Genomic DNA, 21,131 nt, shown 5'->3' with positions numbered 1-21,131 from the left:
GCGCGAGAAACGCTCTCCTCTCGCTCAGGCCAGCACATCCTGTAGCTGGATTGTGCGCCCACGCTGAGGGCTGACCGAGATCATGGCAATCGGCGTCTCCAGCAACTCCTCTAGACGCTTCAGGTAATGCCTGGCTGCACGCGGAAGATCATCATAGTCGCTGATGCCGCTGGTGCTGCACTGCCAGCCCTCAAGTTCTTCATAGACTGGCTCACAGGCTGCCAGATCGTTCAGATTGGCTGGCAGGCTGTGGATGATCTTCCCATAGAGACGATAGGCGGTGCAGATCTTGATCGTGGGAAAGGTATCCAGGACATCAAGCTTGGTGATGACCATCGCGTCCAGACCGTTGAGCTGAGCAACGAAGCGCCCTGCCACCGCATCGAACCAGCCACAACGCCGCGCTCGACCGGTGTTGGTCCCATACTCGTGACCACGGCGCCGCATCTCTTCCCCTGCATCGTCGAAAAGCTCCGTTGGCATCGGCCCGCTTCCCACGCGCGTGATATAGGCTTTGTAGACCCCAACCACACGATCGATCGAACGCGGTGGCAAACCCGCCCCACTGGCCGCGTTGGCCGCCAGCGTCGAGGAGGCCGTGACAAAGGGATAGGTGCCAAAGTCAACGTCCAGCAGGGCCCCCTGCGCCCCCTCTAGCAGGATGGTCTTGCGCTCGAAAAGCGCCTCATGCAGCATGGCCTGAGTGTCGGCAATATAGGGGCGCAGCCGCTGGCCATAACGGAAGTATTCGCCATGAATCTCCTCCAACGAGAGCGGCGGCTGACCATAGATCTGGGTGATCATGCGGTTCTTCTGCTGCAGGATCGTGGCCAGCTTGCTTCGGAAGGCATCCACATCGAGCAAGTCGGCCATGCGGATGCCGCTGCGGGCATGCTTGTCAACATAGGCCGGTGAGATCCCTCGCTGGGTGCTGCCGATCTTCTCTTCACCGCGTGCCTCCTCTTCCAGCCGGTCGAGCAGGAAGTGGTAGGGCATCACCACATGGGCCCGCTCGCTGATGGAGAGACGCGAGATATCAACCCCCTGCCGCTCCAGCTCCTCCATCTCCTCGAGCAGGCCGCGAGGGTCAACGACGACCCCGTTGCCGATGATGCAGGAGGTCTGCGGATAGAGAATCCCCGAGGGAATGAGACGGAAGACGAATTCTCCTTTCTCATGGACAACACGATGACCCGCGTTGCTCCCTCCCTGGTAGCGAACGACGAAGTGCGCCCGCGCCGCCAGCTCATCGACGATCTTTCCCTTCCCCTCATCCCCCCACTGGGCGCCAATAACTGCAACTACCGCCATAGCACTGCTCTTCCTCTTCTTCTGCTTCCTGATTGCTCTCGTAAGCTCTCCTGTATCCAGGATACCACCCCAACCCATCTTTCTCAACCTCGCAGGCCGCCTGGAGTCGCCTGGAGCGCCCCCGAACCAACACTGCGCTGTTGCCTCTCTACCTCCCCACCTTCCATCTCACTCCAGCCCGCACGCTGCCCTTCTTGCCAGCAAGCCTCGGCTACCCCACAGACAAGACCGCTCGCTCTCTTGCCCTTCCCTCGCTCTCCTCTTGCCCGGTCCACTCAGCCAGCTCCGCCAGCTCCGCTAGCTCAGCCGGCTGAGTGGCTTCTCTGACCTGGCAGCCTCTCGCTTAGACAAACTGGAATGTTGCCAACATAGTCGCAAAATACTGCGTGTTCATCTGATCAAACTGATCGTGCGGCGCCTGGATCTCGATCAGATAGGCCTTGCCTTGATAGACAGTGGCATAGACCTGGATGTGATCCTGGCTCTGCTGCTGATAGTCAGCGGAAGCTGTACGCCAGGTCGTCCCGCCGATCGTTGTGGTGGTCGTCGGGCTGACATTGGTTGCCCCTGACAGCTGCGAAATCTCGCTGGCTACCAATTGATCCGACGTCTGATTGGTAGACCCCGGCACCTTAAAAGAGGCGGTGATTTCGCTGCTGGTGGGACTGGTGAAACGAATTCCCGTCCCGTCAGGTGTGGAGCTTTGGCTCCAACCGAGCGGATACTGCGTAGTAAAGCCCTCGTTGCGGCATTGATCACACCAGGCGAAGCCAGGGCTGGGCGGGGGCGTCGGTGACACTGCCGGTGAGGGCGTCGGGGTCGGACTGGGCGTCGGACTGGGCGTCGGCGTTGGGCTAGGCGTCGGACTGGGCGTCGGACTCGCCTCCGTTGCGACCGTTGCCGTCGGCCCCGCTCCCGTCTGGGACCCCCCCCGCATCCAGACAAAGGCACCAAGTAAAATGATGAGGAAAAGCACAACCACAGCCCCCACAGCTGTGACGACAACCCAGGTGTTCCGCTGATTCGGGCCTGGACCACCGCCTGGCTGCGGACGTGGCGGAAATCCCCCGCCATAGGTCTGCCCCGGCATGACCGTCCCCGGGTAGGTGCCGGGGCCGGCAAAACCTGTCTGCCCCGGCTGGTACGGCGGCATGGTCGGAGGATAGGGTGCGCCTGCCCCTGGGTAGGGTTGCTGTACCCCCGTGCCATAGGCTCCTCCTGCCGGCCCTTGATACCCCGTCTGGTAGCCAGGGGCCGCCGGAAACTCCGCCTGGGGCGGCTGACCAGGCTGCCCATATCCAGCCCCCGCCGCCGGCATCGCCTCCGTCGCATCCTGATAGAACTCTGTTCGCTGGCTCGGCGCCGGCGTCCGCGGCCCTCCACCGAGCGCACTGCTAGACATCGGCTCGGTCGCCCAGGGCGAGGGCGGACCCGGCGTCGCGCTGCCCGCGCCTGACCCCCCCCCAGACCCCGCCGGATAGTGCCCGGGCGGCGGCGAGACCCCCCGGCTGTAGCCCTGTAAGAGTCCGCTCCTCGACCCCGGTGGGGGCGGCGTTCCCGTCATCTGCGTCGGCTGCGCCGGCGACCCCGGGGATGTGAGCGCCGCACCACACTGCCCACAAAATGCCTCATCTGGCCCCACCTGGCTGCCGCACTGCGGACAGACACTGTATTGAGACATTGAGTCCGTAATCCTCCTGGGTAACGCTGTTAGTGCTGCCTGTTTGCTTGTGAGCCAGCCTCTCGCGATTTCTCCCTGAGTGTAGCAGATCTGCCAGGAATTTGCCAGATACTTCCCCTTTTGAGTGAGCGTATGGCCCCTCTCCTCTCTCCTCCCCCCCGGTGCCCCCTACTCCGCTCACACCCTCCGCTCAGCCCGCTGAGGCTGCACACCTGGCTCCAGGACCGCAACCACCTGCCGCAGCCCCTCGCTGGGATCGTGGTAATAGGCCAGCAACCGCTCTGAGAGCCAACGGGCACAGGCTTCCTCTGCTGCCCGATCGCCTGCACTCGCTTCCGCCAACGGCAGGCTGGCAGTGAATGGCCCACAGAGAATCAGCCAGACCCAGGGGATCTGCTGCTCCCCGTTGACACGCTGCATGGTCTCGCGATCGGTACGGCTGGCCCCACGCAGCCCCCCCGGATGGCTGTGGTAGACTCCAATGACCTGCCCCGGATAGGCGAGCTCCACCTGCAGGACATCCTCCGGCGCGAATTCGAACGAGACGGGCGACTCGGCAATGTTGGCGAGAGGGTGCACGGCGACAACATGCCAGTTCCCCTGGGCATCAATTTCCCCTCGGAGTAGCCCACAGGCCTCTATCTTCCTCCGGCTCCAGACGTCGTCTAGCAGCGCGCGCTGCACTCCACGGGGAAGTACCACTGTGCTCCTCCCTCTCCCGGCTGCCTCGGGCCTCGCCTTCCACGCTTCCTGCGACATGTCTTTCCTCCTCTATGACTGCTGACTGTCTTGTCCCTTCCGCTTGCAGATGATAAAGTACCGCCCCTGCCCTGACAAGCCTCTGTTCGTGAGTCCGGCCCTCGCCCTCGTTAGCGGGGCCGGCCCTCCGGCAGGAAATCCGTGGCCCTGTAATGACAGAGCTGGCCAATGGCCTCGACGCTCCTATCTGCCTGGTAATGTCCCGGCTGCCGTAATCCCTCTTCCGCATGCCTTCCCTGACGCACAAAGACCGTGGTCAGCCGTTCCCCTAACTGGACCTTGCAGGCGGCCAGCAGGTCAAGCCGATCGTCGATGGCAACATACTGCTCGCCTGGGTAACGCCTCATGGTCTCTTCAAGATGCCGCTCCTTGTGATCATAGATGAGGACACGCCCCCCTACAGCTTCGGCTAGATGGCTGTTGACGATCTTTTCTGCCTGGAAGAGATGGTCACCATCGGAGACAATGACGGTGAGACCAAGCTGGCTCAGGTGCGCGAGCGCCTCCCGGGCCCCCGGATAAAGGGCTGTCGCAAATGGGTACTGCTCGAAGAGGTCACAGGCTTGCTGAAACCTCGCTTCCGGTAACTCCCGCTGCGACCTCTCGGCCCGCAGCCGGCGCAGCGCCTGGGGAATATCGACGACGCCTCGCTCATGGCGCACCGCTTCGTAGAGGCTCCAGAAACGTTCCGTCAAGGCTGCTCCGAGGACTGCCCGCAGCTCGCGCTCGAGCTCGGCTTTGACATGGTCATTGTTGAGCAGGGTATTGTCAACGTCGATCCAGAAGACGAGCGTGGACATGCTTTCCTTTCCTCCTTACCTGGCTTGCTGGCCTCGCATGAGACCTGGCCCTCGTCCTACCAGCGGCGCACGAGCTGAGCTCCCATCTGCCTGGCTGCCCCCTCGGATGCTCGCCGATAGGAGTAGTACGCCCGAACTGGCCTGCTGGTTCCAACGAGACGGCCCTCGCTGCCTGCTCCCTCTCTCTCTGACCAGGGCCAGGTGCCCCCTGTCGCTGGCTGGCCCGGTTGCGCTATAATGCCAGAGGAGCACCGCGGATTCGAGTGCCCTGCGCCGGGCAACGGCGCCCTGCCTCGCCAGGCCCCACTGGGCCAGCGAGCAGCAGACCGCTCAGTCAGGTCTGCTGGCAACACGTTCGAGGCGGTCGAGAGCGGACCAGCTGCCTCTGCTGTGAACATGAGCTGCCTGCTCTGTCTGTGATAAAGAGATGACGTCTGCCATGAACAATCAGCCATTGCATCGACACCCATCGCTGCCCTCGCAACCACCGACTGCTGTGCCTCAATGCGTCCTCCTCTTGATGACCCCCGCGACCTATCGGGGAGGAGCCTTCATGAGCGCCGCTCGCCGGCTGGAGCTGGAGGTAGTCGTCGGACTGGATACACCGCCGGGCCTGACGACCAGCCCGTCGCCAAGGGTTCTGCCCCTCGACTTCAAAGCGCCGGAGGAGGCCGTACAGCGCATCGTCTCCTTCGCCCAGGAGCACCCGCTGCAGGCTGTGCTCTCGGTAGACGATAGCGCCGTTGAGCTGGCCTCTCTGGCTAGTGAGGCCCTGGGCTTGCCCTGCAACTCGCCCGCCGCTGCCGAGGCGGCGCGTGATAAGTATCTGATGCGCCAGCGCATGGCCGCTGGGGGCGTTCCCTGCCCAGTCTTCCGCCACTTTCCACTGACCGCCGATCCCGCGGCTGTGGCGCGCACGGTCAGCTATCCATGCGTGCTCAAACCCCTGCGTCTCTCGGGCAGCCGTGGCGTCATTCGGGCCAATACGCCCGAGGAGTTCGTGAGGGCCTTCTATCGCCTCAAGCGCATTGTGCTCGCTGAGGGCTTCGATGAAGCAACTACTGGTTTCCTGGTTGAGGACTTTATTCCGGGCTTCGAGGTGGCCCTGGAGGGGCTGCTGACAGCTGGACACCTGCAGGTGTTGGCGCTCTTCGACAAGCCCGATCCGCTCGATGGGCCATTCTTCGAAGAGACCATCTATGTCACCCCCTCGCGCCTGCCCCCCGCTGTCCAGGAGGCCATCCGCGCCTGTGTCGAACGGGCCGCGGCCTCGATCGGCTTGCGCGAAGGTCCGGCCCATGCCGAGCTGCGCGTCAATGACCAGGGGCCGTGGATGCTGGAGATCGCTGGGCGATCAATTGGGGGACTGTGTTCGACGATCCTGGAGTTCGGCGCAGGCATGTGTCTGGAGGAGCTGATCCTACGGCACGCCCTGGGCAGAAAACTGCCCTCGCTGGAGCGCCGCCCGGAGGCCGCCGGCGTCATGATGATCCCTATCCCTCGGGCCGGCATCCTCAAGGGCGTACAGGGCATCGAGGAGGCCAAACAGGTCCCGCTCATCACGGGGGTGGAGATCACTGCGCCCCTGAACAACCCGCTGGTCCCGCTGCCAGAGGGCGCCAGCTACCTGGGGTTCATCTTCGCCCGGGGAGAGTCTCCCGCTGCCGTAGAGCAGGCCCTGCGCGCGGCCCATCGCTGCCTGCGCTTCGATATTCGTCGCGAGCTCCCCGTACTCACTACTACTGTCTTCACCTGACCCCATCCCTGACACCACCTGCAGCCTGGCAACCTCTGCACGCACCCCGCTCGGCCCGGCCAAGACGACCGGATAGGCCGAGCGGGCACGGCGCGCTTCGTCTGGCAGATCTGCTACGCTCAGGTTCCTACGCTGCAGCAACCGCTCGATGCCGCCGCGGCGCTCTGTTCCTGGCGCGCGGGACCACAACAAGAGTTGAAGCCGAACTGGCCCTGGGTCGGCTCTGCGCAGCAAAACCAGCTTTCGGTCAGGCGCGGCGGTCTCCTGGCTACCCCATAGCGCTGCAGGGCCGCCTCGCGGTCGAAGGGACGCCCGCAGGCGGCCAGGGCCTCCGCTTTGATCCGGAAAAAGGTCTCGACGGGATTGCTCCCCAGCTGAGCCGCCTCCTCGGCGAGAGCCGCCACTCGCTCGTGCAGGCGATCCATGCGTGGGTCGGGATGGCGCCAGCGGTAGCTATAGGCGGCCTCATCCAGCTCACCAAGCCAGCCGGGCCGGCCCTCGCTCTCCAAGAGGGCAGAGCCGGGAGGGATGAGCAGCCGGATGGAGAAATGCACCGGGTCCACCTGCTCCACCAGATGGCGCTCCTCAAAGAAATCGAGCAGCGCTACATAGCTCTCCAGGGTCTCCCAGGGCGAGAAGGGCAGCAACGACGGACGTAGGGTCAGCCCTACTTCTTCCATCAGTTCAAAGGCCGCTACCGCATCCGCAGCACTGTGCCCCTTGCGCAGATGGCGCAGTACCTCATCGTTGAGCGACTCTACGGCAGAAACAACGAAGAGACAGCCAAGATCGCGCAGCTCCGGCAGCAGGTGACGATGCTTGAGTAAGTGCTCGATCTTGATCGTGGCGTCGAAGGTCACCGTCGGGAACTCGCGGTGCAGCGCCCGCGCGATGCGCAGCGCATGGGTCGGGCCATTGAAGAAATCTGGATCACCAAAGGTGATGTGCTCTGCCCCCTGCTCCACCTGGGCGCGAATATCGGCGATGACCACCTCCTGGGGGACGGCAAAGAAACGCCCACGGTAGACTGGGGTGATGGGGCAATGCAGGCAGGTATGCTTACAGCCGCGCGTCGTCTCGGTATAGCCTGCCAGCCGATACTGGCCGTTCCACTCCAGCCGGGCATAGCGCTGCAGCTCCGGCAGACCCTGTCTTTGCGGCACGACGAAAGCCGGACGCCGAAGCCAGGCTCCCGCGGGCTGCTGACGTGTGCCTACCCCTGGCACCTCTGGCTGTTCCTCCCCCCGCTCCAAGGCCCTTACCAGCGCCAGCAGCGGCTCCTCATATTCGCCTCCCAGCACCGCGTCGGCTACCTCGCGCAAGAGGTAGTCCGCGTTCAGGAGCGCATAGAGGCCGTAGAAGCAGAGATAAGCCTGGGGATGAGCGGCCCGAATGCGTCGCGCCAGCACTTCCCCCAGACGCAGGGCTGTGTGCATGGGCACAGAGATAGCCACCAGACGAGCTGCCCGGATCTCTTCTTCGCTGAGCGGCTCGACCGCACTATCGATCACCCGGGGCTGATAGCCGGCCTCGCGCAAACGGGCCTGCAGGGAGGCTAGAGCCAGGGGCTGATGGCCCAGCTCATAGCAGGAGAGCAAGAGAATGGCACCAGGAGCTTTCATTTCTTGCGCGCTGGCCCGCCGCCTTTTCGCCCTGGCCCTACGCCAACCCCGGCGTCCTCGGGCACCCAGCCCTCTGGCTTCTGCTCTTCCTGGCCGCCAAAGAAGAATTCCTCCATCTGCTCGCGCAGGAACTTGCGTGCCTCGGGATCAGCCAGGTTGAGACCGTAGTGATTGATCAGCAGCGTGCGCTGGGTCTCCCACAGGCGCCAGGCTTGCTCGGAGACCTGTTCGTAGATCCGCTGGCCCAGCTCGCCCGGCATCGGCGGCTTCTCCAGCCCGGGGAGCTGACGACCCAGCTTGACACAGTTGACCATTCGTGGCATGGTAGATACCCCACGCTTTCCCTGAAAATGCTGTTTGGCTACATGGTATCCAATGCTGAGAACAATGTCAAATACGCTTGATCCTTCTGCTCCCTTCCCAGGGAGACCGCGCGTGCTCTTCTTCGGCATGGAGGGGATCTTTTCGGCTCTGCCACTGCAGGCCCTCCTCCAGGCCGGCATTCCTGTCTGTGCACTGGTAGTGCCCGCTCCACCGCTTCCTCCCACGCTCCCGAGCCAGCTCCAGCAGGTCCCACCCCGTCCCCCTTTGCGTCCTCTGCTGGCCCCTGCCCGGCAACGCGGCGCCCGCCCTTTGCTGCCCATTGTCAACAGCTCCCTGACAACATCACCAGTGACCCTGGCCCTCGGGGCCGGCCTCCCCGTTTGGGAGGTTGCTCGTCTACAGGCCGAGGAGACGCGGGCCACCCTGGCCTCGTACCAGCCCGATCTGCTCTGCATAGCCTGTTTCCCACGCCGCCTGCCCACCTCTCTGCTGACCCTGCCCCGCCTGGGCGCTGTCAACCTCCATCCGTCTTTGCTGCCAGCCCTGCGCGGACCAGAACCGTTGTTCTGGGTCTTTCGCGAGGGACTGCGTGAAACAGGAGTCAGCGTGCACTTGGTCGAGGAACGCCTGGACGCCGGGCCGATTGTGGCTCAGGAACGGATCAGTGTGCCCGATGGGATCAGCTATGCGGAGTTAGAACGTCGCTGTGCCGAACACGGAGCCCAGCTTCTGGTGCGCGCTGTCCAGGCCCTCGCCCAGGGAACGGCAGCACCTGAACCCCAGGATGAGCAGCACGGCAGCTATCGACCTGCCCCCTCACCGGAGGATCTGCACGTGCCGGCCTGGCGCTGGAAGGCTCGCCACGTCTACAACTTTATTCGAGGTGTCGCTTCCTGGGCTGGCCCCCTCCTGGTCTCGGACCAGCAGGAAATGCTGCTGGTGAGCGATGCGCTGCAGTGGTGGGACCCCCAGGAAGGGCGCCCTTTCGCCCCTCCGTCTACTCCACTGTCAGCAACCGAGCGCTTGCTTCGCTGCAGCAGCGGCCTCGTTCACCTGCGCCTTGCCATGACCGAGGGCAGCAGGGCCAGGCCAGACCAGGACTGAGGAAGGGAACTGGCACGGCCCTCTTAGCGCGAGGCAGGGTCACCCCCAAGCAGCCGCTCGATCGTCTCCAGCAGTTCATCCAGCTCTAAGGGCTTGCTCAGCCCCACGATCTGGCGCTGGCGAATCTCCTGCTCCGGCAAACGCGCGCTGACCAGAATGGTCGGGATCGCGGCCAGATCCTCCATTGCCTGTAACTGGTCGAACAATTCAAGGCCGTTCATCCCCGGCAACTGATAGTCGAGAATCAGCAGTCCGGGCCTGATCGAGCGCACCGCCTTGAGCGCCTGGAAGGCATCGTGGACCAGCAGCACGCGGTGCGGAGTCTCTTGGGAAATTGCCTGGACCAGGAAGGCGCCGATGCCGTCGTCATCTTCCACAATGAGTATCGTTTTTGCCCCGGCTCTCTCCTCCGGCTGCTGCTCCTCACGCTTGTGTGACATAGGCTCATCTCACAATCACTGCATGGCGCAAGAGCCTCGGGCTGCGCGGATCGCCTGCCACTCCCCGGGGGGCCAATGCTGGAGTGGCGCCATCTGTGCTGGCTCTTCTCGCCCGGAATGGTGCGCCCTATTTCGGTAGTGACCGAAATTTCCGAACGCTTTACGATTATATCACGCGCAGACAATCCTTCTAGAGCCACTTCCTCCGGCAGAGGTCACTGCGCAAGCCAGCCCGGCTCCCTCCCAGCAGCGACTCTAGCCTCCTAACCTCCTGGTACCCTCGGGGGAGGGAGACCCTGGCCCCTGGCTGGCTGACTGCTGCTGACCTGACTCGGCTGGAGGGAAGAGGCCGCCAGAGTCTTTCACGCCCGGCGGGCACAGGCTGTTTCAGCCTCAGCCACTGCCTCACCGTTGCGGGCAGCCCAGAAAGCAGCCCGTGCAGCCGCCCGCTCAAGACGAAGCAGGGGGGGCTGACCAGAGAGATGCTAGCTGGCGCGGGGGAGCAGTGCAGCTGTGAAGCGCGTTCAGGATGCCCCCGTGGCCTCGGCGGGGAGCCGTCCGCGCAACAGTAAGACGGGACAGCCTGCATGGTCCAGGACAAAGCGCGCCACCCGGCCTACCGAAGCCGGCCCTTGCTCAGGTCCCCCCCCGCTCCGCGGCGAACGGGCACAGAGGATGATCAAGCTGGCCCCCCACTCCTGGGCGCAGCGCACAATCTCCTGCTCAGCCCTGCCTTCGCGTTGCAGCAGCTCCGCCCCCCGCATATAGCGCGCTCCTTCCTGCAGAATTTCTTGTGCCGCCTCTCGCTCAGCCTGCCGCAGCTGCTCCTGACGCATCGGTGGCAGATGAGGAGGGCGCAGGAAGCGCTCTCGCCTGCGTTCCAGCTCTCCTAGCGGGCGCGTGTCTCTAACATAGAGGAGGCCCAGCTGCAGCTGGTCGCCAGCAAGCGGCCACAGCCGGGTCAGCGCCTGGCCCAACACTTCGGCATTCACCCCGTCAAGGCAACAGAGCACACGCACAGCAGACACAGCACAACACCTCCGTTTCTTGCACTCCAGCAGTCCAGGTCGCCACTACCAGCGCTCCCCCCCCTTCCTCGTGCGCTGAAGGAGAGAGCGGGAAGGAGGGAGAGAGGGAGGGAGGGGGGGAAGCGCAGCTGTCGCAACAGGATCACGTTGGCAGGAGCAGCCAGATCAGCAGGGCCCCGACCAGCAGCATCAGGGGCGTTACCAGGATGCCCACCTTAAAGTAGTCCAGACCCGAGACGTCCAGCTGGCGCTGGCGCAGGATCAGGAGCCAGAGCACGGTCGCCAGCGAACCGACCGTCGTCAGATTCGGCCCCAGATCACAGCCGAAGATGGTCGCCGCCACAAAAGCCAGCTGCCTCGCCGGCGAGAGCTGCCCGTGGAGCGCCTGCAGCGAGGCACTCAGCACCACCGCCATCGGCACATTATTGATCAGATTCGTCCCCAGCGCTGCCCCCAGCGTTCCTACCAGCACGGCCCCCAGAGCACTGCCTCCCGACAGACGCAGCAGCAGTTCGCCAAACAGGCGCGTCAGACCTGTCCCTTCAACGGCCTGGACAATGACGAACATGCCTGCAATAAAGCCGAAGAGCGACCAGGAGATGTGACCAGCCAGCGCGCGTGGTCTGAATTGCCGCCAGCGCAACGCCCCCACCAGCAAGAGCGCTGCCCCCGCCAGGGCAACACAGGAGAGCGGGAAGCCGCTGGCCGAGGCCACCACATAGGCCACCGCTACTGCTCCCAGCACCAGGCAGCAGTAGCGAAAGTAGCCCGGCTCCTTCACCGCCTCCTGGGCCGATGGGAGACGCTTCGGGTCAAAACTCCCTCGCACCTCCCGACGATAGAGCCAGAAAAAGACTCCGATGTTGATGGCAATCGCTGCCAGCGCCGGCAACCAGAGTAGTCGCACAAAGGTCCAGAGGTCAAGCTGAAAGCGGGAAAGGACCAGAATATTGATGGGGTTGCTCACCGGCAGGAGGAAGGAGGCCGTATCAGCGATGAAGGTACAGGCAAAGAGAAAAGGGATCACCGGCAGTCGCAGGCGCGTGACCAGCGTGTAGACCACCGGGGTCAGAATGAGCGCTGTTGCGTCGTTCGACAGGACCATCGAAATGAGACTGCCGAGCAGAAAGACGTTGAGCAGCAACAGGCGCGCGCTCCGTCGGGCCAGACGCGCCGCGACGATCGCCAGCCAGTCGAAGAGGCCAGCCTGATCGGCGAAGGCGGATAAGGCCATCATGCCCAGAAAAAAGAGGAAGACGTTCCAATCGCCCAGCAGCGTCTGCAGTGCCGTCACGGGACTGATCAGCCCAAGCAGCAACAGAAGGACCGCACCGGAGAGCGCAATCAGCGCCTCGTTCCAGCGAAAGGGCCGTGTCATGATACCGACCAGCGTCAGCAAGGCGATCAGCGCTGTCAGAAGTGTCCGGGTGAGCGCCGGCAGTGGAAAGAGTAAGAACATGCGCGCCTGCCAGGGGTGAGCCAGGAGACTGCAGCCAGCAGACCCAGGGAGAGAGAAACGACACCCCCAGTGGGCGGCCTCTGTCCCTGCTCAGGTCTGAGAAGGTCACCGACGAGGCCCACAGCTTCGCCACAGCCTCACCGCGCTCAGACGCTGGCTCCCTCCTGCTCGCCATCGGCCCGTAGTGCCTCTGCCTGCAGGATAGCAGACAGCCAGGTTCAGTGTCAAGCCAGCCAGGCCAGGCCCTGCACTCAGGACCGCCGCCCTAACGAGGAGGGTCCCGAGGGCGGCCTCAAACCTGAGTGACCGCTGCCCGACGCTCCTGGCCCTGGCCTGGTCGGCAGGCGCAGCGCTGGCCCCAACGGCGCCAGGGCTGGCCCCTCTGACCGGGTCTTCTGCCCCGGCGTTGTCTGCGGCCCACCTCCTCGCTCCCCGCGCCGCCTCCACAGACTCACCCCTCCCCCCAGCAGAAGGAGCAGCCCCAGCAGGCTCACTCCCCCTCCCAGCGGCCAGTCGTTTTCGTAAAAGCCCTGGGGATACTGGCGGTAGAGCGCGCTGGTGAACTTCTGTGTCACGGCCCCATTCAGGTCATAGAGCGTTACGGCCACCACAGCATACGCCGAACCAACCAGATGGGTTCCCAGCCGGGCGCGCACATCAATCGCCGTGCTCTCGTCAGGACGGTAGAGCACAGCCACCAGCATCAGATCCTTGAGCGTGGCCGTCCCCTTGATAGGCGGCGTAAAGTCCTGCTCCCTGAGCAGATAGAGCGTAGGACTGCCTTCCAGCTGCAGATATCCCTCGTGGGTCTGCGGGTCCGACAGATAATGGGCAATTGCCGCTCGCCCGCTACTGCGGTACGCAACCTGGTGCGATTGCCAGCCTACCGCCAGCCCCAGGCCCACGACCAGCAACCCCGTCAGACAGATCAACCAGCGCAGCATCTCTCCCGGCACTCCTTCTTATCAAACGGCAGTGATACTACTCGCGCACCACGCGCGCACGAGCACCCCTCCACAAGTGCAGGCCATCCCGCGGACGCGGGTCTATAGAGAACAGTATATCGCATGGAAGCCCGCTGTGGAGAGCAGCACCACCACCGGCGCCGCCAGAGGTCCCACCACCTTCACCCTGTCTGCCCTTGCCAGCTTGTTTATAAGCTTGCTTGTTTGTTTGATTGCTCACTCACTCATTGCCTCCCTGACCGGCGCTCGCTCTCGACGGCAGGCCCACGGCTATGGTATCATCGGGGACACACCACACGAGCCAACCGTGGTACTACAAACCAGGAACAAGCGGTGTATCTGAAGCGTCTGGAGCTACTTGGCTTCAAAAGCTTTGCAACACGCACCTGCCTCGAATTCAGCCCGGGCATCACCGCCGTCGTCGGGCCGAACGGCGCCGGCAAGTCCAACATTGCTGACGCCATTCGCTGGGTCCTTGGCGAGCAGAGCATGCGCCAGCTCCGGGGCAGGAAGAGCGAAGATATCATCTTTGCCGGCGGGCATGGCAAAGCCGCCCTCGGCATGGCCGAGGTCTCGCTGACCATCGACAACAGCACAGGCTGGATGCCCTCCGAGTACAGCGAGATCACCGTCACGCGGCGCAGCTACCGCTCTGGCGAGAACGAATATCTGATCAACAAGCAGAAAGTACGTCTCAGGGACGTCCTGCTGCTGTTGGCGCAGGCACGCATCGGTCACGATTCCTATACCGTCATCGGGCAGGGCCTCATCGATGCCGCCCTGAGCCTGCGCCCCGAAGAGCGGCGCAGCCTCTTCGAGGATGCTGCCGGCATTCGCCCCTACCAGGTGCAGCGCGCAGAGGCCGAGCAGCGCCTGCGCCAGACCGAGGGCAACCTGCAACGCCTTCACGATATTGTCAACGAGATCGAGCCACGCCTTGGACCGCTGGCAGAGCAGGCCAGACGTGCCCAAGAGTATATTCAGCTGCAGGACGAGCTGCGTCAGGCCCTGGTCTCCTGGTATCACCTCCAATGGGGGCGACTGCAGGCCGCTGCCACGCGCGCCGAGACCGCCGAGAGCGAACAGGCCACCCGCTTGCAGCAACTAGAGCAGAACGTGGCTGAGGCCGAACGTCGGCGCGCTGACCTGCTCCTCCAGCGTCAAGCAGCCCAGCAACAGATCAGCGCCGCTCGCCGGGCCGCCGGCGAGGCCAACGGCCAGCTCCAGCGTCTGGAACGCGAGCTGGCCGTTGCTGAGGAGCGGGTGACTGGCCTGCAGCGGCAGCGCGAAGAGCAGCAGCGCCAAGAGCGCCAGCTGCGCGAGCGCCTCATCGCCACTCAGCAGCGCCTGACCGATCTGGAGGAGGCCCGCGAACAGGCCCGCGATGCCCTCGACGAAGCAGCCCAGGCCCTGGCTTCCCTGGAGGCTACGGTCGCCCGCGCCCAGAAGGATTACGAGCTGGACGAGCGCCGGCTGCGTGCTGCCCAGAACGACCTCATCCAGACACAGGCCCGGCTGGGCGCCACCCAGACCGAGCTGGGGCGCCAGCAGAAACATCTGGGCGAGCGCAATCGCACGCTGGCGGCGCGCCGCGAGGCACTGGCCCAGGCGCAGCAGGCGCTGCGTTCCCTGGAGACGCGACTGGCCGAGCAACGCTCACAACTGCAAGTGGCCCGCGACGAGGAGCAGCAGCTCTTGCAGCGCAAACAGGCGCTCCAGCGCAGCCTCCAGGAGGCTCAGCAGGAGCTGGAACGCCTCAAGGGGCTGCTGGCCGAGGCCGAGCGGACACGCCGCTCGTTGGCCGACCGTCTGGCCATGCTACGCACCTGGCAGCGCGATCTCAGCGGCTATAGTGAGGGCGTTCGCGCCTTGCTTCGCGCTCCGCGCGAGCAGGTACCGGGCCTGCTCGCCCCCCTTCCGCGCCTGGTTCTGGCACCCGCCGGACTGGAGCGCGCCATCGAAGCCGCTCTCGGTGAGGCCCTGCAAGGCGTGGTGGTCACAACACGCGCCGAGGCCGAGCACTGCCTGGCCTACCTGGAGCGCAGCCGTGCCGGGCGCGCCTTGCTCCTCTGGCTTCACGAGGAGCTACCCCCCGCTGGCAGCCTTCCTGCTTCTCCCGCTCTTCCCCCCCAAGCCGAGCAAGAGCGGGCTGCTCTGCAGCGGCTTCTTGAGGAGTCGCCCACCCTACGCCAGGCAGTGCTCGGGCTGGCCTGGCAACTGGTCGAGAGTGAAGATCAGTACCAGCCGCTCTGCTACCGTTTGCTGGCAGGCGTTCTGCTGGTGGAAGACCTGACCACCGCTTCCCAGCTCCTTGCCCAGACACAGACGTTCACCGCCTGGGCCGGGCGGCCCTTACGTGCCCTGGTCACGCGCAAAGGCGCAGTGCTTTCGCTGCAGGCGGGCTGGCTGAGCGGCGGCGACGCCCAGGGAGAGCAACAAGGGGGTCTTCTCCACTATGAGCGCGAGCTACGCGAGCTGCCGGCTCAGCTTGAGGGCCAGAAGGCCCATATCGACCGCCTCAATGGCCTCATCAGCGAGATCCAGCGCGCGCAGGAAGGACGACGCGCCGAACAGGCTGCCCTGGAGCGCGAGGTGCAGAAAAACGCAGCCCGCCTGCAGGAAGTAAGCCGGGCGCTGGCCCACAGCGAGCGTGAGCAGGAGCGGCTCCAGACCGAGCTGAAGCTGGCTACCTCGGTCGAGCAGCAGCTCGCGGCAGAAATCGCTGGTCTGGAACAGGAGGTACAGGCCACTCGCGAGCGAGTGCAGGCCCACGAGCGGGCCCAGCAGGAGCTCCAGGGCCTGGTTGAGGAGCTGCAGGCCCAGGTCGAGGAGCGCGCCGCCTCCTATCGTCGCCAGCAGGAGGAGCTGGGTCGCCTACGCACTCAGATGGCCGTCAAACGCCAGGAAGCCAAGACCCTGGAGCGCCAGGTAGCAGAGGTGCAGGAACAGCAACAGGAGCTGCGCACCCAGCTTGAGCAGCAGCAGCTCCGCCTGCGCCAGGCCGAAGAGCAGCAGCAGCGCCTGCGCGAGAGCATCGCTCGTCAGCAGAGCGAGCTGTCCCAGGCCCGTGAGCAGGCCCGGCAGGCTGGGCTACTCGTCCAGCAGCACGAGCAGGCCCTGCGCGAACTAGAGCAACGGCTCACGACCAGCGAGCAGGAACTGACCACGCTGCGTCAGGCGCACGGTCAGTGCGAGGTTCTCTATCGACGCTGCCTGCTGGAGAGCCAACGGGCCCGCGATGCCCTCGAAGCCCTGCAGAGTCAGCTCCAGGAGGACCTGGGCCTGAGCCACCCCCAGGAGTTAGCCCAGCTTCTCCCCCAGCTCGCACCAGCCGGGGCCGAGGGCGACGGCCAGGAGCGCGATGAAGAGGCCACGCTGCGCCGCCTCCGTCGCCAGATCGAGCAGACCCGCAGCCGCCTCAAGGCCCTTGGGGGCTGCGATCCCGATGCCCCACGTCAGTACGAGGAGGAGCGGCAGCGCTTCGAGTTCCTCAGCTCCCAGATCGCCGACATGGAACAGGCCGCCGAACAACTCCACACTATCATCAGCCAGCTCGATGCCACCATGACGCGCCAGTTCGAAACCACCTTCGAGGCCGTCAATGCTCGCTTCCGCGAGCACTTTCGGACCCTCTTCAACGGCGGCCAGGCCCGTCTGGAACTGGTCGTCAGCAAGGGAGGAGATCGCTCCCCGGATGGCTCTGGAGGACACTCCGCCACCAACGGCTCCCCCGGCGGCTCTCAGGTCCGGGGAGGTGGCCAGGCAGCCCGCAATGGCCACAGCGCTGAGGAGGACGGAGAGACTCCTCCCTCAGAGGATGCCTCCAACACAGCCCGCAGCGGCCTCCCCTTCGGAGTCGAGGTCATTGTCCAGCCCCCCGGCAAAAAGGTGCAGGATCTCTCCCTGCTCTCCGGCGGTGAGCGCGCTCTGGTCTCGGCGGCCTTGCTCTTCTCACTCCTGGAAATCAATCCGCCACCCTTCTGCCTCCTGGACGAGGTCGACGCCGCCCTCGACGAGTCCAATGTCTCGCGCTTCTGCGATATCCTCAAGCGCCTGGCCGAGCGCACTCAGTTCATCGTCATTACCCATAACCGGGTAACGATGACCGCCGCTCAGGCCATCTACGGCGTCTCAATGGGCAGTGACAGCGTTTCTCGTCTGGCCTCACTGCGCCTGAGCGAAGCAGAGGCCGTGGTAGCTCGCCAGCGCTCAGGCTGAACAAACCAGCCGGTCTTCTTGCCCACGCCTCGGCAGCAACGAGGAGAGGCCGGAGCCGCTCCACCACCCAGAAAGGGCAGTGGCCCCGGCCCCAGCCTCCTCTCCCAGTTTTTCCCCCACTGCAATTTGCCTCTTGACAGGAGCGGCTACGCTATGCTATTATACCTGACGTCAAGCGCAGACGCCTGTGAGTGCAGGTGAATCGGCGACTGTAGCGGAGAGGGTACACCCGTTCCCATCCCGAACACGGAAGTTAAGCTCTCCAGCCCCGATGATACTGCGGGAGCAGTCCCGTGGGAAAGTAGGACGTCGCCGCTTCACCCGCGCTCACGGGCGTTCTTCGTTAGTAGCCCCTCTCTGCTCCCTCAACCTGGCGACCCCTGCGGGCCCTCCCCCTTCCAACCGAGACACCTTTTCCCGCGTTGGTCGCTCTCTCTGGCGGCCACTAGGGCCAGGCCCGGAGAATCGCTGCAACCCGTTCCAGCTCTTCTTCGGTATTGTAAAATCCTGTCGAAAGACGCAACGCCTGACGCTCATGAATACTCCGAATCAGTACGTTGTGCTCCTCCGCCAGGCGACGGACAACTGCCTCTGGCTCGGCCCGCGTAAAGGTGAAGGAGAGCAGGCCGCTCGCTCCTGGCTGGGGCGTGAGCACGCTGACCCCCGGCACCTCGCTGAGCAGCTCGGCGGCATAACGGTTGAGGGCCGCAATGCGTTCCTGCACCCAGCGATGGCCAACCTCCTCGCCTAGCCAGCGCAAGACGCGACTCTGCCCCGCCAGGGCCGCTGTCTGTCTTCCTCCCAGCTCGAAGCGCTGCGCCGTCTCGTGGAGCCCCCAGGCGCCGCTTTGTTCATGCTTGAGCGAATAGTAGCCAACATAGGTCGACTGCACCTGGCTCAGGGCTGTCTGCCGGACATAGAGACCTCCTGTTCCGTCGGGACCGCAGAGCCACTTGTGCATCGGAAAGGCATAGAAATCGACCTCCAGCTCCTGGACATCGACGGCGATCGCCCCTGCGGCCTGGGCCCCATCGACCAGCACCGGCAGCCCGTGGCGCCTCCCCAGCGCCGTCACCGCGCTGACGTCGAAGCGCGCCCCTGTCATAAAGGAAACGTGCGAGAGCACAATCAGGCGCGTCCGCGGGGTGATCAGCCTGGCGATCTCCTCCTCTGCCGGGCGCTCCCCACGCTCGCCCAGGTCTGCAATACGCAGGCGTACCCCATAGCGCTCGCGCAACTGGTACAGGGGAGCCAGAGCACTGATATGCTCGTGGTTCGTCGTGATCACCTCATCGCCTTCCCGCCAGTTGAGACCAAAAGCAATGATGTTGAGTCCCTCACCAGTGTTATCCGTCAGGGCGATCTCGTCAACGCTGGCATTGAGGAGCTCAGCACAACGCCGCCTGGCCTCCTGGTAGTGCCCCAACAGAGAAGCATGCGCCCCTGCCCCAAGACGCCCTTCCTGCCATTCCTCCTGAAGCCGCTCGTGCATGGCCTCAATCACACAGCGCGGCAATGGCCCGAAGGTGCCGGTATTCAAATAGGTGTGGGCAGTCGTTGCCGGCATGGCTTCCCGAATCGCCTGGAGTCTCTGAGCAGCAGCAGAATCGCGCAAGACCATCCTTCTTTGCTCTCCTGGTGGTAGTGGTGGTTATTCTGGTGGCAGCGCGCTCTCTTCCTTGCCACAAACATCGAAATCTCTCTATTGATGAGAGCGCAGACAATCCACATTATATGACAGCCAGCCGGCGGGAGGGGGTGAGAGCGGGTGACAGGCTCTATCTTGACAGCAAGTGGGAAAGCGACAGGCAGGCCGCGGTCAGCATTGCCCACAGAGGAGAAAACGCGCTATTATAGGAGAGGTACGGCCTGGCTTCTCCTGGCAGCTCGGCGCTCCGTGTGGCGTCCTGGACGAGATGGGCCAGGCAGACGCACCACATTCCCAACTCCGCAGTGGCAGCAAGGGAGGGAAAGCCCGTGCGCGTTCGCGAGGCACGATCAGGCGACCTGGAGCAGCTCAGGGATCTCCAGCAACAGGCTCAGACGGTCGACGGCTGTCTCTTTTCGCAAGCAGCCTGGGAGGACTGGCGGGCGAAGGCTGAGGACGATGAGCCGGGACCCACGCTCTTCGTCTTGCTTGACGACGACGATGAGCTGAATACGTGGGGACAGGGAGGGACGCTTGAAGGAGTGGAGGGCGAGCTGATTGGCTATACCCTGTTGCATCTTGTACGCGATGGGGAAGGGTACCATCTGCGCTGCGAAGGCACGGTCCATCCAGACCATCGCCGCCGCGGTGGCGGAAGGGCGCTGCTGATTTGCGCCCTCAATCGGGCCCGGCTCTGGGGAACAGAGCTAGAGGACGAGAGCCAGCGGCAGGGGCTGCCGCTCTGGTTCGAGGTCCTGCTTCCACGCCGTGATCCGGCCTCGGAGCGGCTGGCCGCCCGCTGTGAGCTGGAGGCTGTTGCTGACGCGACCTGTGCGGGGCAGCGCGCTGCCGACGACGGCTTCCGTCTCTATCGCCATCCGCTGCTCTAGTCCCCTGCCAGCACGCCGCCTCGGCTGCCCTCTCACACCTTCTCATAGGGTGTGCGTACGCTATAGGTCCCGTCTGGCAGGCCCTCGAGCACATAGTCCCCGAAGAGGATAGGGTCGACCAGCGCCAGGCAGACAAAGATGCGAACCAGCAGCTCGCGGATCTCGATCTCGGTATGCGGCGCGGTCCGCTCCTCGATCACATGGCGCCAGGCCCGGGCATTGGCTGTCACCACCAGCGGCGCCTCTGTCTCATTGGGCAGCAGCGAACGCGAGCATTGCTGCACGCGCTTGCGCAGATCCGTGCGCGCCTCCGCGCTCAACAAAGGATCGCCGGCCTGCTGGCGGGCCAGCAGATACTCGCTCAGCTCGGCATACTCAGCTGCGGCGCGCTCGATGCGCTGCACAAAGAGGCGGTGCAGGTGCTCATCCTGACGATACTCGGGACGCTCAACAAAGCGGAGTGTGCGCCCATCGACAAAGCGCTGACTGGTCTGCGAATAGCTGAAGCCGGCACGGTGGCGGATCAGTTCGTGGGTCACGCTGCGCGAGATGCCGTAGACAAAAAAGCTAAAGGTGGCGTGCTCCAGCACCGAGCCGTGGCGCGACTCCTTCAGATGATCGAAATACCGCCTGGCCTGGGCGTTCGGCGTGCGCCTCGGCCCAAAGCTCAGATAGCAGGTCTGGCCCGCCACCTTGCAGAGCTGGGCCCCATCGGGCAACACCGTCGGATCAGCAACATACTCCTGGAAGCGATAGGACGGATCAAAGCCCTCTAAAAACGGGGCCAGGCCCTGCAGGTTCGTCTGCGGACGAGCCAACAGCACTACCCCCGGGGCGGTCAGGTAGGGAACGCCTGCGGGGGAACGCTGGACCGGGACATGAATGGCCACAAAGCCGTCGTGCTCCTCACCCTGCAGCTCGTGAAACAACTCCTCGGCGGATCGCTGTGCCATGCGCACTCTCCTCCTCTGCTCGCTCATGTGTGACGGATAGTGGGGTGGTCGCCTTGCGCTCGCTGAGGGAGGCCCCGCCCTCTCTTTACCTGCTCACCCGTGCCAGCCCTGGGACGGAGAGAGCACGCTCAGACTGCCGACCAACAGACGGCGGGCGCTCCCCTACAAGCAGT

At 64.4% G+C, this 21,131-nt stretch carries 15 protein-coding genes, 1 rRNA gene and 1 pseudogene; 5 read left to right on the top strand and 12 right to left on the bottom strand.

Going from position 1 to position 21,131, the window contains the following annotated elements:
* Nucleotides 1-24: 24 nt before the first annotated feature.
* The 4 genes from BGC09_RS00580 to BGC09_RS00560 form a co-directional block, all read right to left on the bottom strand.
* Nucleotides 25-1,311 carry an adenylosuccinate synthase gene (locus BGC09_RS00580; RefSeq protein ID WP_069801249.1) on the bottom strand — a complete coding sequence of 429 codons (1,287 nt, stop codon included), beginning with the start codon at nucleotides 1,309-1,311 and terminating at the stop codon, nucleotides 25-27.
* Nucleotides 1,312-1,654: 343 nt separating this feature from the next.
* Complete coding sequence (locus BGC09_RS00575; RefSeq protein WP_141727567.1) at nucleotides 1,655-2,992, bottom strand: zinc ribbon domain-containing protein; 1,338 nt, start codon at nucleotides 2,990-2,992, stop codon at nucleotides 1,655-1,657.
* Between the two features lie 177 nt (nucleotides 2,993-3,169).
* Nucleotides 3,170-3,751: a M67 family metallopeptidase gene (locus BGC09_RS00565; RefSeq protein WP_084657785.1), complete on the bottom strand. Its 582-nt coding sequence runs from the start codon at nucleotides 3,749-3,751 to the stop codon at nucleotides 3,170-3,172.
* Nucleotides 3,752-3,861: 110 nt separating this feature from the next.
* Nucleotides 3,862-4,551: an HAD family hydrolase gene (locus BGC09_RS00560; protein ID WP_069801245.1), complete on the bottom strand. Its 690-nt coding sequence runs from the start codon at nucleotides 4,549-4,551 to the stop codon at nucleotides 3,862-3,864.
* Nucleotides 4,552-4,990: 439 nt separating this feature from the next.
* Here BGC09_RS00560 and BGC09_RS00555 point away from each other — a divergent pair, with 439 nt between their 5' ends.
* Complete coding sequence (locus BGC09_RS00555) at nucleotides 4,991-6,307, top strand: ATP-grasp domain-containing protein (protein ID WP_084657784.1); 1,317 nt, start codon at nucleotides 4,991-4,993, stop codon at nucleotides 6,305-6,307.
* A gap of 206 nt (nucleotides 6,308-6,513) precedes the next feature.
* On the opposite strand, the pseudogene BGC09_RS00550 reads toward BGC09_RS00555, so the two are convergent.
* Both BGC09_RS00550 and BGC09_RS00545 read right to left on the bottom strand, forming a co-directional pair.
* Nucleotides 6,514-7,929: pseudogene (locus BGC09_RS00550) on the bottom strand (CUAEP/CCAEP-tail radical SAM (seleno)protein); the annotation flags it as partial.
* Complete coding sequence (locus tag BGC09_RS00545) at nucleotides 7,926-8,252, bottom strand: oxidative damage protection protein (RefSeq protein WP_069801243.1); 327 nt, start codon at nucleotides 8,250-8,252, stop codon at nucleotides 7,926-7,928. The pseudogene BGC09_RS00550 and the gene BGC09_RS00545, both read right to left, overlap by 4 nt.
* A gap of 64 nt (nucleotides 8,253-8,316) precedes the next feature.
* Between BGC09_RS00545 and BGC09_RS00540 the strand changes: the two genes are divergently transcribed.
* Complete coding sequence (locus tag BGC09_RS00540) at nucleotides 8,317-9,357, top strand: methionyl-tRNA formyltransferase (protein WP_176728806.1); 1,041 nt, start codon at nucleotides 8,317-8,319, stop codon at nucleotides 9,355-9,357.
* A gap of 23 nt (nucleotides 9,358-9,380) precedes the next feature.
* Here BGC09_RS00540 and BGC09_RS00535 read toward each other — a convergent pair whose 3' ends face one another.
* The 4 genes from BGC09_RS00535 to BGC09_RS00520 form a co-directional block, all read right to left on the bottom strand.
* Nucleotides 9,381-9,797 (bottom strand): response regulator, encoded by a 417-nt coding sequence (locus BGC09_RS00535; protein ID WP_069801241.1) that lies wholly within the window; start codon nucleotides 9,795-9,797, stop codon nucleotides 9,381-9,383.
* Nucleotides 9,798-10,321: 524 nt separating this feature from the next.
* Nucleotides 10,322-10,825, bottom strand: coding sequence for a universal stress protein (locus BGC09_RS00530; protein ID WP_069801240.1), 504 nt, complete (start codon nucleotides 10,823-10,825; stop codon nucleotides 10,322-10,324).
* A gap of 142 nt (nucleotides 10,826-10,967) precedes the next feature.
* Entirely contained in the window at nucleotides 10,968-12,284 is a 1,317-nt protein-coding gene (locus BGC09_RS00525) for an SLC13 family permease (protein WP_069801239.1), read from the bottom strand.
* A gap of 251 nt (nucleotides 12,285-12,535) precedes the next feature.
* Entirely contained in the window at nucleotides 12,536-13,228 is a 693-nt protein-coding gene (locus BGC09_RS00520; RefSeq protein WP_069801238.1) for a hypothetical protein, read from the bottom strand.
* Between the two features lie 354 nt (nucleotides 13,229-13,582).
* Here BGC09_RS00520 and smc point away from each other — a divergent pair, with 354 nt between their 5' ends.
* Nucleotides 13,583-17,467, top strand: coding sequence for a chromosome segregation protein SMC (smc, locus tag BGC09_RS00515; protein ID WP_069801237.1), 3,885 nt, complete (start codon nucleotides 13,583-13,585; stop codon nucleotides 17,465-17,467).
* A 201-nt stretch (nucleotides 17,468-17,668) separates the two neighbouring features.
* Nucleotides 17,669-17,785 (top strand): 5S ribosomal RNA (gene rrf / locus BGC09_RS00510).
* A gap of 127 nt (nucleotides 17,786-17,912) precedes the next feature.
* Here rrf and BGC09_RS00505 read toward each other — a convergent pair.
* Nucleotides 17,913-19,088 carry an aminotransferase class V-fold PLP-dependent enzyme gene (locus BGC09_RS00505; protein ID WP_069801236.1) on the bottom strand — a complete coding sequence of 392 codons (1,176 nt, stop codon included), beginning with the start codon at nucleotides 19,086-19,088 and terminating at the stop codon, nucleotides 17,913-17,915.
* 356 nt (nucleotides 19,089-19,444) lie between these two features.
* Here BGC09_RS00505 and BGC09_RS00500 point away from each other — a divergent pair, with 356 nt between their 5' ends.
* Entirely contained in the window at nucleotides 19,445-20,005 is a 561-nt protein-coding gene (locus tag BGC09_RS00500; protein WP_069801235.1) for a GNAT family N-acetyltransferase, read from the top strand.
* 32 nt (nucleotides 20,006-20,037) lie between these two features.
* On the opposite strand, the gene thyX is transcribed toward BGC09_RS00500, so the two are convergent.
* Nucleotides 20,038-20,958, bottom strand: coding sequence for an FAD-dependent thymidylate synthase (gene thyX / locus BGC09_RS00495; RefSeq protein ID WP_069801234.1), 921 nt, complete (start codon nucleotides 20,956-20,958; stop codon nucleotides 20,038-20,040).
* Nucleotides 20,959-21,131: the final 173 nt, after the last annotated feature.

The organism is Thermogemmatispora onikobensis, assembly GCF_001748285.1.
Taxonomy (GTDB): domain Bacteria; phylum Chloroflexota; class Ktedonobacteria; order Ktedonobacterales; family Ktedonobacteraceae; genus Thermogemmatispora; species Thermogemmatispora onikobensis.
This window is presented reverse-complemented; position numbering and strand designations above follow the sequence as displayed.